General features: G+C 46.5%; 18 protein-coding genes. 15 read left to right on the forward strand and 3 right to left on the reverse strand.

The window, feature by feature from the left end:
* Window positions 1-131 precede the first annotated feature (131 nt).
* The 7 genes from QMA13_RS04885 (at window position 132) to QMA13_RS04915 (ending at window position 5,035) form a co-directional block, all read left to right on the forward strand.
* Complete coding sequence (locus QMA13_RS04885; RefSeq protein WP_282939868.1) at window positions 132-434, forward strand: LiaF transmembrane domain-containing protein; 303 nt, start codon at window positions 132-134, stop codon at window positions 432-434.
* A gap of 65 nt (window positions 435-499) precedes the next feature.
* A complete protein-coding gene (locus QMA13_RS04890; protein ID WP_282939870.1) occupies window positions 500-1,189 on the forward strand; it encodes a PspA/IM30 family protein in 690 nt (229 codons plus the stop codon).
* The gene (locus tag QMA13_RS04895) at window positions 1,186-1,710 is read left to right on the forward strand and encodes a PspC domain-containing protein (protein ID WP_282939872.1); all 525 of its coding nucleotides are present in this window, start codon (window positions 1,186-1,188) and stop codon (window positions 1,708-1,710) included. The genes QMA13_RS04890 and QMA13_RS04895 overlap by 4 nt, the downstream gene beginning before the upstream one ends.
* Window positions 1,711-1,712: 2 nt before the next feature.
* On the forward strand, window positions 1,713-2,420 hold the full coding sequence (locus tag QMA13_RS04900) for a PspA/IM30 family protein (RefSeq protein ID WP_282939874.1): 708 nt from the start codon (window positions 1,713-1,715) through the stop codon (window positions 2,418-2,420).
* 157 nt (window positions 2,421-2,577) lie between these two features.
* Window positions 2,578-3,243, forward strand: a complete 666-nt coding sequence (gene liaF / locus QMA13_RS04905; RefSeq protein WP_282939876.1) for a cell wall-active antibiotics response protein LiaF — start codon at window positions 2,578-2,580, stop codon at window positions 3,241-3,243.
* 69 nt (window positions 3,244-3,312) lie between these two features.
* Complete coding sequence (locus QMA13_RS04910; RefSeq protein ID WP_282939877.1) at window positions 3,313-4,407, forward strand: sensor histidine kinase; 1,095 nt, start codon at window positions 3,313-3,315, stop codon at window positions 4,405-4,407.
* Window positions 4,385-5,035: a response regulator transcription factor gene (locus tag QMA13_RS04915; protein WP_282939879.1), complete on the forward strand. Its 651-nt coding sequence runs from the start codon at window positions 4,385-4,387 to the stop codon at window positions 5,033-5,035. The genes QMA13_RS04910 and QMA13_RS04915 overlap by 23 nt, the downstream gene beginning before the upstream one ends.
* Here the strand turns inward: QMA13_RS04915 and QMA13_RS04920 are convergent.
* Complete coding sequence (locus tag QMA13_RS04920) at window positions 5,013-5,609, reverse strand: TetR/AcrR family transcriptional regulator (protein WP_282939881.1); 597 nt, start codon at window positions 5,607-5,609, stop codon at window positions 5,013-5,015. The genes QMA13_RS04915 and QMA13_RS04920 overlap by 23 nt on opposite strands.
* 792 nt (window positions 5,610-6,401) lie before the next feature.
* Between QMA13_RS04920 and QMA13_RS04925 the strand changes: the two genes are divergently transcribed.
* Window positions 6,402-6,686 carry a hypothetical protein gene (locus QMA13_RS04925; protein WP_282939883.1) on the forward strand — a complete coding sequence of 95 codons (285 nt, stop codon included), beginning with the start codon at window positions 6,402-6,404 and terminating at the stop codon, window positions 6,684-6,686.
* Here the strand turns inward: QMA13_RS04925 and QMA13_RS04930 are convergent.
* The gene (locus QMA13_RS04930) at window positions 6,681-7,400 is read right to left on the reverse strand and encodes a hypothetical protein (protein WP_282939884.1); all 720 of its coding nucleotides are present in this window, start codon (window positions 7,398-7,400) and stop codon (window positions 6,681-6,683) included. The two genes, QMA13_RS04925 and QMA13_RS04930, sit on opposite strands and share 6 nt — an antisense overlap.
* Before the next feature lie 291 nt (window positions 7,401-7,691).
* On the opposite strand from QMA13_RS04930, the gene QMA13_RS04935 reads away from it, so the two are divergent.
* Together QMA13_RS04935 and QMA13_RS04940 are read left to right on the forward strand one after the other, a co-directional pair.
* Window positions 7,692-8,147, forward strand: coding sequence for a GNAT family N-acetyltransferase (locus QMA13_RS04935; protein ID WP_282939885.1), 456 nt, complete (start codon window positions 7,692-7,694; stop codon window positions 8,145-8,147).
* Between the two features lie 100 nt (window positions 8,148-8,247).
* Complete coding sequence (locus QMA13_RS04940; RefSeq protein WP_282939886.1) at window positions 8,248-8,400, forward strand: hypothetical protein; 153 nt, start codon at window positions 8,248-8,250, stop codon at window positions 8,398-8,400.
* A 20-nt stretch (window positions 8,401-8,420) separates the two neighbouring features.
* Here the strand turns inward: QMA13_RS04940 and QMA13_RS04945 are convergent, their stop codons facing one another.
* A complete protein-coding gene (locus QMA13_RS04945) occupies window positions 8,421-8,759 on the reverse strand; it encodes a hypothetical protein (RefSeq protein ID WP_282939888.1) in 339 nt (112 codons plus the stop codon).
* 200 nt (window positions 8,760-8,959) lie between these two features.
* Here QMA13_RS04945 and zwf point away from each other — a divergent pair, with 200 nt between their 5' ends.
* From zwf to QMA13_RS04970, 5 genes are all read left to right on the forward strand, one after another.
* Complete coding sequence (zwf, locus tag QMA13_RS04950) at window positions 8,960-10,480, forward strand: glucose-6-phosphate dehydrogenase (protein WP_282939890.1); 1,521 nt, start codon at window positions 8,960-8,962, stop codon at window positions 10,478-10,480.
* A gap of 233 nt (window positions 10,481-10,713) precedes the next feature.
* Window positions 10,714-11,778 (forward strand): metallophosphoesterase family protein, encoded by a 1,065-nt coding sequence (locus tag QMA13_RS04955; RefSeq protein WP_282939892.1) that lies wholly within the window; start codon window positions 10,714-10,716, stop codon window positions 11,776-11,778.
* 31 nt (window positions 11,779-11,809) lie between these two features.
* On the forward strand, window positions 11,810-13,387 hold the full coding sequence (locus QMA13_RS04960) for a peptide chain release factor 3 (protein WP_481858132.1): 1,578 nt from the start codon (window positions 11,810-11,812) through the stop codon (window positions 13,385-13,387).
* 55 nt (window positions 13,388-13,442) lie between these two features.
* Entirely contained in the window at window positions 13,443-13,940 is a 498-nt protein-coding gene (locus tag QMA13_RS04965; RefSeq protein WP_282939894.1) for a CcdC protein domain-containing protein, read from the forward strand.
* A 277-nt stretch (window positions 13,941-14,217) separates the two neighbouring features.
* Window positions 14,218-14,982: a YheC/YheD family protein gene (locus QMA13_RS04970; protein WP_282939895.1), complete on the forward strand. Its 765-nt coding sequence runs from the start codon at window positions 14,218-14,220 to the stop codon at window positions 14,980-14,982.
* Window positions 14,983-15,000 lie beyond the last annotated feature (18 nt).

Here is a 15,000-nt window from a genome sequence, read left to right on the forward strand (position 1 = left end):
TAGGTCTAATAGTTGCCCCGACTTTGGTCTAGGTGCAAAAACCGACGCAGGTCCGTTTTGAAAAAACGCTAAAGAACCTAAAATAAAGACATGAACGAAAGACATGACAACGAAAGGCGGTGAATACATACATGAGACTAAATCGACACAGTGGTCTAGCGCTTCTACTCATCTTCTTCGGAGCCATCATCTTATTGAGTAAGATTGGTTTCCACACAGGACACATCATGAGCTACGTGTTTCCAATAGCTCTAGTCGGATTGGGTTGGCTGGGTATCAAGAACGGTCGCTCTGCAATCGGTTGGATCTTGCTCGTATTCGGAGGTCTGATTCTTCTCGGTAAATTATCCGGTTTGATTGCTATCGCGGTTGCTATCGGATTTATTTGCTACGGTGTATCCATCTTAAAGAAGAAGTCAAGAGACGCTTATTAATTTATCTGACACAATGAACCTGGCATAAAGGATAGGATAGAATTCGAAGAAAAGGTGGTTAGGGCATGAGTTTAGGCAAAAGATTCAGAGACATTACCGTAGCGACATTCAACGAAATGCTGGAGCAATCCGAAGATCCGGTGCGCTTGATTGATAAATATTTAAATTCGCAAGCTGAACAAATTCGTGAATCCGAAAGGCTTTTGCAGCAATGCTTGTCCCATGCGGCGTCGCTTAGACAGCAGTACATGAATGCGGCTCAATTGAAGGAACGCCGAGAACAGCAGGCTGTAATCGCCTTAAAGGCAGGCGAGGAAGAAGTAGCGCGCATTGCGCTGCAGGAGAAGCTGCAGCAGGAGGAGCGCAGCACGCAGTACAAAGCGCTCTATGAACAAAGCAAGCTCGGCATCGTCGAGCTGGAGGAGCAGGTCCAACAGCTCAAGTCCGATTTTGATGAAGTAGCGGCAAAGCGCAGCTATTACATTGCAAGGCTGGAGAGCGTAAGACTTCAGCAGCGCATGAATGAACGTCTTCGCGGCATGGGCGGCGGATTCGGCTCAACACAGCCGAGGATGTTCGATCGGCTGGAGGAACGCGTATCCGACATGGAGATGACGGCGCGCACGCTTCGTGAGGTTCGCTCGCAAAGCCGAGATGCTTTCATGGCAGCAGGCAGCGCAGCTTCTTCAGTACTGGAGAGTGAGTTGGCCAAGCTTAAATCGAAATTACAGCAGGAGGGCTGGATGCGATCATGACCAGAATATACCGTTCACGAATCGACCGTAAAGTGACCGGCCTCTGCGGAGGATTATCCGATACATTAAGAATAGATTCGAATTTGCTTCGTTTGATAGTTGTCATAACAGCATTTTTCTCGGCTGGAGTTGTTATCCCGCTATACTTCCTGGCGGCGCTTGTTATACCTAGCGAGCCTTATCCGGACAGTCATACAGGAGGATACGGCTACGGAGGTAACGGACAAGGCCAATGGAATCAGGCAGGCGCGGGCTCCCAATGGGGCGCGGATTTCGGAAGAAAACGTCATGGCGGTCCCCGCAGACGTCATGACAGAGATGCTCGTGATCAGCAGTTTGAAGGACAATATAACCAAGCTGGATATGGGTACGAGGGCCAGCAGCAAGCGAAGAATGCTGGAGCCGATCTAGACGATATGATGAAAGATATCGAGAAAAAGGCAATGTGGAAAGAAATTGAAGAGTTACGCAGCAAAGTCGCACAATATGAAAAACAACAACAATTCAAGGGAGATGTATAAACATGGGAGTATTTTCCAGAATTAAAGATATGACAAAAGCGTCGATGCACGAGCTGTTGGATAAGGTAGAAGATCCGATCGTCATGCTGAATCAATATATTCGTGATATGGAAGAGGAAATAGCTCAAGCTGAAGTCACTGTAGCTCGCCAAATCGCAACGGAACGCAAAGTGAAAGAACGTTGGGATGAAGCGATCCGTTTGACAGCTCAGCGCGAAGAGCAAGCGAAGGATGCTTTGAAAAACGGCCAAGAGGCAGCTGCGCGTCAAGCTTTGGAGCAAAAACTGTACTACGAGGGCAAAATTACGGAATATGCGGAAATGCATGCCCAATCCAAAGCGCAAGCTGAAGAATTGGTCCAGCAGCTGCATGAAATGAAGGATGCATTCTATCAAATGCGCAACAAACGCAGTGAGCTTGTATCCCGTGCCCAATTAGCAAAAGCTAAAAAACAAATGGCAGAGGTAACAACGAATAACGTGATTGATGGCGGCAATGCAGTAAAAGGATTCCGTCGTATGGAAGATAAAATTCTTTCCTTAGAAGTGGAAGCAGAAATGGCCCGTAAGCCTTATGTAAATACCTATTCCGGAACGGGATACGGTGCAACGGCAGGAGGATATGGCACCATCGACACAGCGAAGCAGCAAAAAGTCGATGATCAGCTTCAGCTCTTGAAAGAAAAACTGAGCACTGAGCAATCTCAATAAGAAGACTGCACCCCGTATCATAAAATCCTCTTTGAGGCCATAGTAAATTATGATATGCTAGGAAAGGCAAAAAGCCATAGGGCAATTGTAGGCCGCTATGGCTTTTGCGCCTATCAAAGGGCGACCCAGAATCGACATAAGAAGGGAGGCAGCACGGATGAAGAAGAATTGGCGAAACCGAAACAATAACCGAAATGTAGCTCTGATTTTGATCGGAGTCGGGATTTACTTGCTTCTCGATAACCATTTCGGCTTTTTCACCGTGTTGGCTCTTTTATTTATACTTTTCGGCATTAATAAAATCCGAAACGCGTCTGTACGTAAAGGGTATATATTTATCGGAATTGGATTGGTCATACTGATTGGAGGGAATCTCTCTCTGTTATTAGCGGTTGTGCTGATTTCTCTAGGTTTCTTTTATATTCGGTCCAAACAGCTTCAGCGGGGAGACGATTATGTCAGGAAGCAGAGCTTGATTGAAAGCATTCGTTGGGGAAGAGAGCCATGGGTGCTGCGCAGCAGCTCCATATGGAACGTGCTCGGCGAGCTGCAGATTGATTTGACCTATGCCATTCCTGAGGAGCAGGAAACAACGATTGTGCTTCAGGGCGTCATTGCAGACGTCGATATTATCGTTCCTGAAGATATGGGCGTATCGGTAACTTCTTCAGTCTTGTTCGGGCAATCCGATATCGGACCGCTTAAGGAAGCGGGTGCTTTAAATAAAACTGTATGGCAGTCCCATAACTACGAGACCGCGGATACCCGAGTGAAGCTGCTGATCTCTTATATCGTGGCTGATGTTGATATTAAAATCGTGTAATGCAACAAATGGACATATAGACCTCGTTAGTATGAATGACGGATTAGATCCAATTGGAGGCCGGGATGGATGGAAGGGCATGATAAACGACTGACCAACATGATATGGCGAAGCATGGGCGAGTCGATAATACTCAGCCTTCTTTTGTTTGGGGTCATCGTATACTTCCTGAGTTCCAATGGCTACATTAATGAATTCAACACCTGGCAGGAAGGGGTTCGGCTCAGCCTGACGGTCATTGGGATCGTTACGGTTATCGGCGGCGCTTACGGGCTGTGGAACAGCAGCAAGACCAAGCGGCGACTAGAGCTGCTTCGGGAAGTGATGATTTCTCTGGAAAAAGGGAATCTAAGCCGCAAGGTTCCCCCTTTGGGGGAAGATGAAATCGGTAGACTGGGAGAGCAGCTTAATCAAATTACGAAAAAGTGGGAAGAGCAAGTGACTTCCCTCCAGCGATTGTCGAGCAACAATGCACAGCTGGCGCAGAAAGCGAAATATTCCGCAATAGTGGAGGAACGGCAGCGGTTGGCGAGAGAGCTGCATGATGCCGTCAGCCAGCAATTGTTCGCCATCTCGATGACAGCAACTGCCGTTGGGAGGACCTTGGACAAGGATTTCGACAAAGCGTTGTTCGAGAAGGCTAAACGACAAATTCATCTGATTGAGGAAATGGCCTCTGTCGCCCAATCCGAAATGCGGGCGCTTCTCCTGCATTTACGTCCGGTGCATCTAGAAGGAAAGCGGCTGGCTGAAGGATTGCTTGAGCTGCTGCAAGAGCTGATGGCTAAGGTACCTATGGAAATGGCTTGGGAACTAGAGGAAGATGTGAAGCTGCCCAAGGGCATCGAGGACCATTTGTTCCGGATTGTACAGGAAGCGATGTCCAATGCGCTGCGACATTCCAAGGCAACCAAGATGGAGGTTAGACTGACACAGCCTTCCAGCGACGCGATTCGACTGCTCATCCGTGATAACGGAGTCGGCTTCGACCTTGACGCGAAAAAACACGCTTCCTACGGAATTGTCACCATGAAGGAGCGAGTTAATGAAATCGGCGGTTCGTTGAATTTGATAACGGCCCCAGGTAAAGGAACAAGGATAGATATTCGGGTACCGATCTTGACGGAAGGGGGAGAATTGGATGGAGAACGAGATGGCGATTAAAGTGCTGCTGGTCGATGACCACGAAATGGTGCGGATAGGTCTGGCTGCTGTACTGAGCACGGAGGAAGATATTGAGGTCGTAGGTGAGGCCAGCAACGGTGCGGAGGGCATTCGTCTTGCTCAGGAATATAAGCCTGACGTAGTTTTGATGGATTTGGTCATGGAAGGGATGGACGGGATCGAGACGACCCGGCGGCTTCTACAGCTGTATCCCGAATGCAAGGTGATCGTGCTTACGAGTTTTTTGGATGATGAAAAAATGTACCCGGTAATAGAGGCGGGAGCCTTCAGTTACTTGCTGAAAACATCTCGTGCAGCAGAAATTGCGCAAGCGATCCGTGCAGCAGTGAAGGGTCAATCCATCCTGGAGTCTCAGGTTGCTTCCAAAATCATGAATCGTTTTCGCCAGCCAAAGGCTGCCGCTCCTGCCCATGAGGATTTGACGGAAAGAGAAATGGAAGTGCTGCGACTGATCGCGTCCGGTAAGTCGAATCAGGATGTGGCCGACGAGCTGTTCATCGGTATTAAAACGGTCAAATTCCATGTTACTAACATTCTCGCCAAGCTTGGTGTGGAGGATCGAACGCAGGCGGCTATTTATGCTTTTAAGAACGGTCTTGTGGATTAGCGGCTATACCGTCCCAATAGATACGCCACACGCCCTCCAATCGCTGTTCGAATTGAGGTCGGCCATAATAAAATAATTGGAGAAAGCAGCCGTCCATCAAGCATAGATAGGATGCCAGCAGCTCCTCAACGGGCTCATCGCGGATGAGTCCTTTTTGTATGCCTGTCGAAAAAATGTCCTGAAGCGGGGCCGTAAACATACTTTCGATGTCGATAAATTTTTGCTGAAGCCGTTCTTGGAGAAAGGTAGGAGGAAACAGCATGGCTCTGCGCAGGAAAGTGATTTTTTCTTCGCTTAACATATAATTGTCACAAGAGTCTTGAAGGATAGCAAACAGCTTTTCTTTAATGGAGTAGTCTTGGATAGACGCCAATAATTGACCGACACGAGCAGCATGCTCCTGGAGCAAATCTTCGAACAGCTTAAGAAACAAGTCTTCTTTGCTGCGAAAATGAGCATAAAGCGACGGTGTCTTAATGCCAACTTCCTTAGCAATTTCCGATAAAGGGGTGCCCTCATACCCGTTTCGCGCAAAGTGGCGTAAAGCAGCAGATTTAATCGTACTTGATGTCATTTATCAGAACTCCATTTCCTAATGAATGATCGCTATAATATGTTATATATAATAACATAAAAACAGCTGAATACAATAATGATCCCGCAATTCTTAAATAATTGTGTTACTATATATAACACTCGAAAGGGGAGTGATATTGTGAGATTAACAGGAATAAGGAGGGTGTTACACTCGCCTTTTAACAGCATTATGGTCATGAGGGCATACGTATCAAAGAGATTCGAGTTCATATAATAGAAGATAACTACGCAAAATCCAGATTGAAGTATTCAATCTTCTTGTTTACCTAAAAATGATGGGGAGAGAAGTTTACATATTCGGGGAGAGATTGGACAGTCTAGAGTTGACTTCCGAATGGTTGAGATGAGTCGTTGTTCGACAGCACATTTTCTACTATCCATTGTCGAATCTAATGAAAGCGGATATTTTCATAGGGGCGCATGACGAAAAAAACGAAATGGTTCGACGCACTTTTATTATCTGTATAGGAAAGCTAAATCTTTGTCAGGATGCAGAATCAAAAAACGATTATTTCCGGGGAAATTGACAAAATACCCTATCACGTAAAAATGGCGCGGTTGACGCTTCAATGTGATGAATGAATAGCATAAAGATGGAAGATAAAAGCAGTCGTTTTCTTCAAAAATGAAGAAAACGACATTTTTTTGTGGATATAGAGTAAATGGTGAAAGAAAATTGCCTTTTGCTTCGTCTATATATGTAAGGATATAAATGTATGGAGATAAAGCAGTAGTGGTCAATCACAGCAGTCAAAAGGGGAGAGTAAGAATGACTGTCCATATGCTCGAAGGCAAGAGGGAGTCAGCTCTGTCGGTTTGTAATAAGAAAACAGGTCTGCTCCGGCAATATGAAGATTACTGTTATCAAATAGCCTTTTACATGCTGAGGAATGAAGGGCAGGCAATGGAAGCGGCGCAGCAAGCACTTACATCTTTGTACAAGTGTCATGAGTGGTTTGAGCTGTCGGAAAGCGGAAGGCTGGCGAAGGTAAAGCATGCTGCCCTGATGCAATCGCTTGAAAGCAAAAAACGCGGCATGAGCCGCGCGTTATAAATACTGATTAACAAGCATTCCGTTAAAGGAGATGGAAAAATAGGTATGAATCTTGCTGCGGTCCCATTGTCGGAAATGGTAATTCGTTATCGATTTGAATTTCGGTTGTTTTATGTCGAGAAGCTGCTCTGGCGGATGGGCAAGCAGTCGGCCTGCTGCGGATGATAAATTGGCTGCAAGCTCGCTTGTTCTCAGTGGGTTGAATAGATGCAGATCAATCAACTCGTACATCTGAGACGCAGCATCGTCCCGTTGTCGAATACCTGGCTGAGCTAATAATTCTGAATATGGTTTGCCCAGTGCTTCCTGAACTGTCTTGCTATTTATGTACTGGGAGGCTGAATCGATAGCTTTATGGAGAGCGCTATAGTGTTGGATCAGCTCCTCAACTTGTAGTTGATGGGAGGTGGTCTCTTGTTCGTTTGCAGATAAGGAGGGATTGTTATCAGTTTCATCCTTTGGATCTGATTTGCCCCCTTGAGCCAACCCTTCAGCAGATTCTCTTAATTGAACAGCGGATAATAAAATCTGAGCCAACCCTTGCGCTGCTGCCTGAGCAAACGACTCAAAGTCATTTTGAATGGTAGGGGATGTTATCGATGGTGTGAAGGAGAAGGGCGTATGTCGAGAACGACGCTTCCATACTTCTTCCCTGGAATGCCACAGTGCGTTGGTACGGTATGTGCGAGCCACTTGAGATAGCTTGGTCAACATGCTTGAACACCTCCGCTTTCTTAAAGAAAATAGATGGTTCCATTATACATAATGTTCCTTTTCTCGTAAATTAAAACTTGACATAATTATTAACACTACTGTATGATATACAATTAACTTGGAAAAAGGGGCATTTCGTCATGGATTGGGTACAAACGGCCGTTATTGTGGTTGTCATTATCGTTTGCGTGCTGTTTCTTGCCTTCGTCGCTAAAAAGTATTTGAAATAATAGCAGAGCTTATCGTCGCTTCATAGAATAAAGTAATTCTTTATTCCAGGAGGCGACGCCAGTGATCCGAAAACGAATTCCGCGTCAGGACGATAAAGTGATTTTGGAACTGGTAGAGCTGCTTTTATTGCCCTATGCGAGATTGACTCAACCGGATCTGCGTGTCACGCTTTCGGTGATAAGAGAGCGGATGAAGGGAAGCAGCACTTATGTCGCATCTTCAGGTGGCCGAGTGCCGAGCGGCTTTATTACGCTTCGCGAGGGCAGGGATGCAATGAGTATCGACATGCTTGCCGTTCATCCAAGAGCGCAGGGCAAAGGGATCGGTTCAAGGCTTATGGAACATGCGGAGCGATTCTCCGTGTTAGCCGGGAAGGATGAAATCCGGCTGTGGGTGGATGACACTAATTCACAAGCACAGCGGTTCTATGCTTCCAAAGATTATGTACCGATTCAGTACAACAGCTTGATTCGCTGCTATCAATTATCAAAACGTCTCCAACTGAAGGAGAAATAACTCCATAAGCAAGGTCTTCGCTGTGAATGGGCGGGGCCTTTTTTACCACATAAGGAAGTTAGTTCACTAAAGCGTTTGCGTAGTGAAGGGGCTATTCCTAATGGTGATATTAACCACCAGTGAAAAGGTCGCGCATCTATTTAAGGACATCGATGGACGGTTTGTTCTACATAAGGTATGGATTCGTTTTGAAAATCAAATTATAAGTCTCGGCGGCGGAGAGAGAAGGGTTCTCTCTTCCGCCGAAAATTAGCCTTCTTGCAGCTTAGGAGCTTAGATCAATAAGAACAGAAAGGCAATAAAGGCAAGATCCAATGCAAACTCTCCGCCGAAGGGAGAAAAACCGAACCCGAGGCCTGGATAAGCGGATACCGTTGCTTTCGTTTTGGCCTTGATTTTGGTCTTTTTAGATCTGAGGCTGCCGGATCTTTTGGAGCTCAATGTGCCGGTTGTTGTTTCGGCAGCAGCTACCTGTCTGTTCAAAATGAGCTTATCGTTGTCGTACTGGCTAAGAATACCCACCAATTCACTACCATCTCTTAAGATGATTAGAACAGGCTTGCCGTAATGCTCCCGGCACGTATCCTCGTTAATGGGATGAATATGTCTCATTGTGTCAACACCTCCGTCATCATGTACACTCTAGTCTATGCGCAATGTTTGTGTGCGTTTGGATAAAGGCCCAGAGGTTACGCGCCCAATTTACTTGACGAAAGCATTGAATCCTGAGCGAGATTTCGTTATGCTTATAGAGTTCCTAACTTTGATTAGTAAAAGCTACAAAAAAATACATATGAAAGAATGATGAGAAGATGACCAATACGGTATTTTTCCTTTTCGGAGCGACGGGCGATTTGGCCCGCCGCAAGCTGTACCCTGCAATTTATAGCTTGTATCGCGAGCGTAAACTGGGAGATCGCTTTGCCGTGATCGGTTTGGCGAGACGTTCGAGAACCAATGAGCAATTTCGTGAGGATGTTCTGGATTCGATTAAAGAATTCGCGCGTTATAACGTAACGAAGGACGAGCAGTGGGAGTCCTTTGCGGAGCATTTCGAGTATATGCCTTTGGACATTAACAATCCTTCGGCGTTCAAGGAACTGCGTCAGGTAGCGGATCGACTTGACGAGAAGTTCGACGTAGGCGGCAATCGCTTGTTTTATTTGGCGCTGGCTCCTGAATTGTTCGGCAGCGTCTCCCATAACCTGCAAGCGGGCGGATTGCTCGAAACCCCAGGTTGGGCACGCCTTGTCATCGAGAAGCCTTTTGGCTACGATCTGCCGTCGGCAGAGAAGCTGAATGCGGAAATTCGACAAGTATTTGAAGAAAAGGATATTTACCGTATCGACCATTATCTTGGAAAAGAAATGGTTCAAAACATTAGCGTTGTTCGTTTTGCTAATGCATTTTTTGAGCCTCTATGGAACAATAAATACATTTCGAATATTCAGATCACATTGAGTGAGACCGTTGGCGTGGAAGAACGCGGGGGCTATTACGATCATTCCGGCGCTTTGCGGGATATGGGGCAGAACCATATGCTGCAAATGCTGGCCATGATGGCTATGGAGCCGCCTAGCCGTCTTTCGCCAGAAGATATTCGCGATGAGAAGGTAAAAGTATTCCGCTCGCTGCGCGGCTTCCAGACAGCAGCCGAAGCTCGGGCCAATACCGTTCGCGGACAATATGTAGCGGGTACCAGCAAAGGCAAGCAGGTTCCGGGGTACCGTGAAGAGGATTCCGTCAATCCGGAATCGACGACGGAGACTTATTTTGCAGCACGTGTATTCGTGGACAATTTCCGGTGGGCAGGCGTTCCTTTCTACATTCGTACAGGTAAAAGATTGCCTGTGAAAACGACGGAAGTTGTAGTCGAATTTAAAAACGTGCCTAATAATGTGTATTTGTCTAAAAAGCATAAGCTGGAGCCTAACCTTCTAGTGTTCCGAGTGAACCCGATGGAGGGTATCTACTTTAAAATGAACGCAATGCAGCCAGGGTCCGAAGGGACGATTGTACCTGTAGCCATGGATTTTTGCCAAAGCTGCCAAGTCGGCCTGAATACGCCGGAAGCTTACGAGCGACTGCTGCATGATGCCGCACGCGGAGATTCAACCTACTTCACCCGTTGGGATGAAGTGGCATTAGCTTGGAAATACGTCGACAAAATCGCTGCGGCATGGGGAGAGCGCACAGACAATCTGCAATTGTATCCTGCCGGAACCTGGGGACCCGAACAAGCTCAGAAGCTGTTGTCCGAGGATGGCTTCAAATGGTGGCCGGTTAACGGTCAGGATGAGGGCGAAGTGGCTTGGGAATTTACACAGCGTTAAAGCTTAATCCTACTAATGATTGATTGAAGTGGCATAGAAGAGAGAAGATTGCAGGGCCGTACTTTTAACGGGTACGAGCCCTGTTTCTTTGTTGTTTTACAAAACTTGAGAAATGGCTATGAAAAAGTGTGCAACCAAACGGATAAACAGATATAATAAAGAAACGCATTTCATGGTAAAATGAACGTTGAATAAATAGATAGCATGATCTCACCTCAGGGGGTATTAACAACATGTCCCGTCGGGCTTTTATCCGCTGGATGCTAGGATTGGTCATCCTTATCGGAGCGGCATTCACAGGCTTATTCAAACTGCTTCAGCGATCGGTGGACACACAGCAAACAGCCCAGTCAGGCACAGATACAGAACCGAAGATGGCTAAGCAGGAGCCGCCGTCTCCCAAACCGGAGCCTTCCAACGATAAGGATCCGTTATTTTCATTTATGATATTAAGCGATCTTCATGTTTCGGTTTATGACCCGAATACTGTCAAGCATATGAAGGAAGCCTTGGAAGATATGAAGCAGTTCGAATCTCCTATAGAAGCGCTGATGCTTACAGGTGATTTGACGGATTTCGGAGGCGCGGACGGCTACAAGGAGCTGCAAAAGCTATTGTCAGCCTATAAGCTTCCGCCGATGTATGCGAACATGGGGAATCACGATTATTATGATATTTGGGTAGATAAGAAAGGCGCATTCAATAAAGAAACAATGCCTAACGGGAAGACGGACTGGCAGGCGCGTGAGCGTTTCCAGAAGTTTTTTAATTTGAACAGCATTTACAATGCCGCTCAGATTAACGGATTCCCTATCATTTTACTATCCCAAGAGGCATACATGCAGGAGAAGCCGGAAGTCGGTGAGGGTGCATGGTATTCCGATGAGCAATTGGATTGGTTCAAAAATCAGCTGGCACAGCATAAAGATGGCAGGCCTATCTTCGTGATGACTCACCAGCCGCTGCCGCCTATTGGTTCCGATGGAGCAACGCATCAGCTCATCCCTGCCAAGAAGTTCCGTGAAATTTTGAAGCCTTATAAAAATGTATTCGTATTTTGCGGACATAGACATCAGGATTTCCAGAATGGAGCAGAGCATTACGTGAAAGAAACGTTCCATTACTTCCATAACTCCTCCGTAGGCAGAGTATTGAACCGGAACTATGAGAATGCCGGCAAGGAGAAATCTCAAGGCTTATATGTTCAGGTGTATAAGGATAGAGTCACTGTGCGCGGCCGTGAATTCAGCAACCGGACCTGGTTGAAGGAAGCGGACTGGAGCTTGAAGTTAACTTAATGACAAGGAAGGAATTACAGATCTTATGAGCATGGAAACGAAGCAAAAGATGATAGAAGAGGTACAAAAACGCCGTACCTTCGCAATTATTTCTCACCCTGACGCAGGGAAAACGACGCTGACCGAGAAGCTGCTGTTGTTCGGGGGAGCTATCCGCCTGGCGGGTACTGTAAAAGGCCGTAAAGCCAGCAAACACGCAACCTCCGACTGGATGGAAATCGAGAAGCAAAGAGGGATCTCGGTAACGTCGAGCGTGATGCAGTTCGATTATGAAGGACATCGTGTTAATATCCTCGATACACCGGGTCACCAAGACTTCTCTGAGGATACGTACCGTACTTTAACCGCGGCCGATAGCGCCGTCATGCTGATCGACTCGGCCAAAGGGGTCGAGGCTCAGACGAAGAAGCTGTTCCAAGTATGCCGCAGACGGGGAATCCCGATTTTTACGTTCATTAATAAGATGGACCGTGAAGGTCAAAATCCGTTCGATTTACTGGAAGAGCTGGAGCAGGTGCTTGGTATACGTTCTTATCCGATGAACTGGCCGATCGGCTCCGGTAAGCAATTCCGCGGAGTATACGATCGTAAAATGACGCAAGTGGAGCTGTTCCAAGGAGACGATCATAAGGAGATTCAAGTACGCAAGGTGAGCGGATACGATGATCAAGTGGTGAAGGATATCGCCGGAGAATTTTTCTATGATCAGCTCGTGCAGGACCTGGAGTTGTTGGACGTCGCAGGTGACGAGTTCGATTACGAGAAAGTACGTACGGGCGAGCTGACCCCTGTCTTTTTTGGCAGTGCGATCAATAACTTTGGAGTACAAACCTTCCTCGAAAACTTCCTGAAACTGGCTCCGAAGCCGACACCTCGCAGCAGTAACGAGGGCGAAATCGATCCAATGAACGAGAAGTTTACCGGATACATTTTCAAAATTCAAGCGAATATGAACCCTGCTCACCGTGACCGGATCGCATTCCTACGGATTTGCTCAGGAAAATTCGAGCGTGGGATGTCCGTTAAGCACGTACGTGCCGGCAAAGACATTAAGCTGGCGCAGCCACAGCAGTTCCTTGCTCAGGACCGGGATATCGTGGAAGAAGCTTACCCAGGGGATATCATCGGATTGTTTGATCCAGGTATTTTCCGGTTGGGGGATTCCCTTAGCCAGGCAGGCAATATCGAATTTAGCGAGCTGCCGACGTTCTCGCCAGAGCTTTTCTCTAAAGTAACCGTGAAAAATGCGCTCAAGCATAAGCAGTTCCAAAAGGGTGTCGACCAATTGACGGAAGAAGGCACGATTCAAGTATTCCGTACTATCGGGTTCGATGATCTCATTCTTGGAGTCGTAGGTCAACTTCAGTTCGAAGTGTTCGAGTACAGGATGAAAGCGGAGTATGGCGTCGACGTGCAATTGCAGCGCACGAACTTCCAGTTCGCAAGATGGCTAACCGATGAGCAGATCGACCCAGGCAAATTCCGTATTAATTCCCAGCTGGTTCGGGATAAAGACGACAATTATGTCGTCTTGTTCGAGAGTGAGTATGCCATGCGCTCGGCAATGGAGAAAAATCCAACAGCCCAATTTTTGGAGAATGCTCCTTAAGCAAAGCTCAGCATCATGATTGGAGCATACAACCTAACTGTTAAGAGGTGACAGCATGCAGCATATGGGACCGACCCTGGGGATTGCACTGCTAGTGGGATTCATGATCTACCGCAGAACGAAACGGACGATCGGCCTGCAGAAAATCGTACCTTCCCGACTAATATTCCGAATTATTTTATTTGGAGTGTTGGGATGTATGTTTCTATATTTGGGCGTGCTTCACCCCATTAACCTTGTCGCTGACGGAATCGGATTAATATGCGGCCTAGTGTTAGGACACTATGCGATCAAGCATACGCAATTCGAGAGGCAGAGCGATGGCATGTATTATCGGACGCATCTATGGGTGAATATAGCGGTGCTAGCTCTATTGGTTGGAAGGATCGCCTACAGACTATTAGTGATGTCGTCACAGGGCCCTGTGCCCGGTGATCCTTCCGCAAACCCGATGCAGCTGTATGGGAAAGATCCTTGGACAATCGGCATTTTTTTCGTGCTCGTTTCGTATTACATCCGATTTTTTGTTTTTTTACTGTCAAAGGGAAAATAAATGGTTATACCTCTTGGCCCAATCCATATGGATTGGGTTTTTTTGTTGTTCTTATGAGTCAGCGCCCAAACCGGAACGATGGGCGAAGCATACAATATTCTGTTTAAAGCGACTGTTGGGCAGAAGCTGTATTAGATACGGATATGAGACATTCATGTGTCCCCCTTAAGCTCAAAGCGAGCGATTACATGAAATGCGTTCGACAGGAACGCTATAATGGAATACTTCATATAGTTGGATGAAAACCGCGGCATTGGAGGAAAGAAAGGTGGATGACATGAGTAAAAAGTTAAAGCGGTATGTTGTCAGCAAATGGACGAAAACATGTGTGTTAAGTGAGAACTCCCAAATTCGAGCACATATTCCCCCCACAGAGAAAATGACTCACTCCTCTCTGAAGAGTATGCTGGATAAATACCGCATGGTTTACATTAAGCCTGATAAGGGAACGTTCGGTATCGGTGTTATGAGAGTAGAAGTGGAATCAGATCAATCCAAGCCCGTATACCGGTATCAAAGCGGGTCGGACATCCGAAGATTTTCCACATATGACGATTTGTATGATTCGATCAATAGGCTTATTAATGACCGATTGTACCTGGTTCAAATGGGCATTCACCTGACAAAATACCGTAATCGCCGATTCGACATCCGTGTCCAAGTTCAGCAATCGCCGGAAAAAAAGTGGGAGACAACAGGCGTTATCGGTCGTGTCGCTCATCCTAAAAAAGTAGTCACCAACATCCATAACGGAGGTCAAATTAAAGCGATTGAGACTTTAATGAAAGCTTACATGCCGGCAGACAAACAAAAGCTGTTCATTCGAAGCTTGAAAAAGCTGGGAAGAGTAACAGCGGAAGAGATGTTCAAGACATATAAAGGAATCAAGGAAATCGGCTTGGATGTGGCATTAGATAAAGACTTGCATCCTTGGATATTGGAAGTCAACACGAATCCGGATCCGTACATCTTCAACCGATTGAAGGATAAAAAGATGTATAGGAAGGTTTATCGTTACGCCAAAGCGTATGGAAGAGTATAACGATCATTACGGTCATAT

This window comes from Paenibacillus sp. RC67 (assembly GCF_030020805.1).
Lineage (GTDB): Bacteria > Bacillota > Bacilli > Paenibacillales > NBRC-103111 > Paenibacillus_S.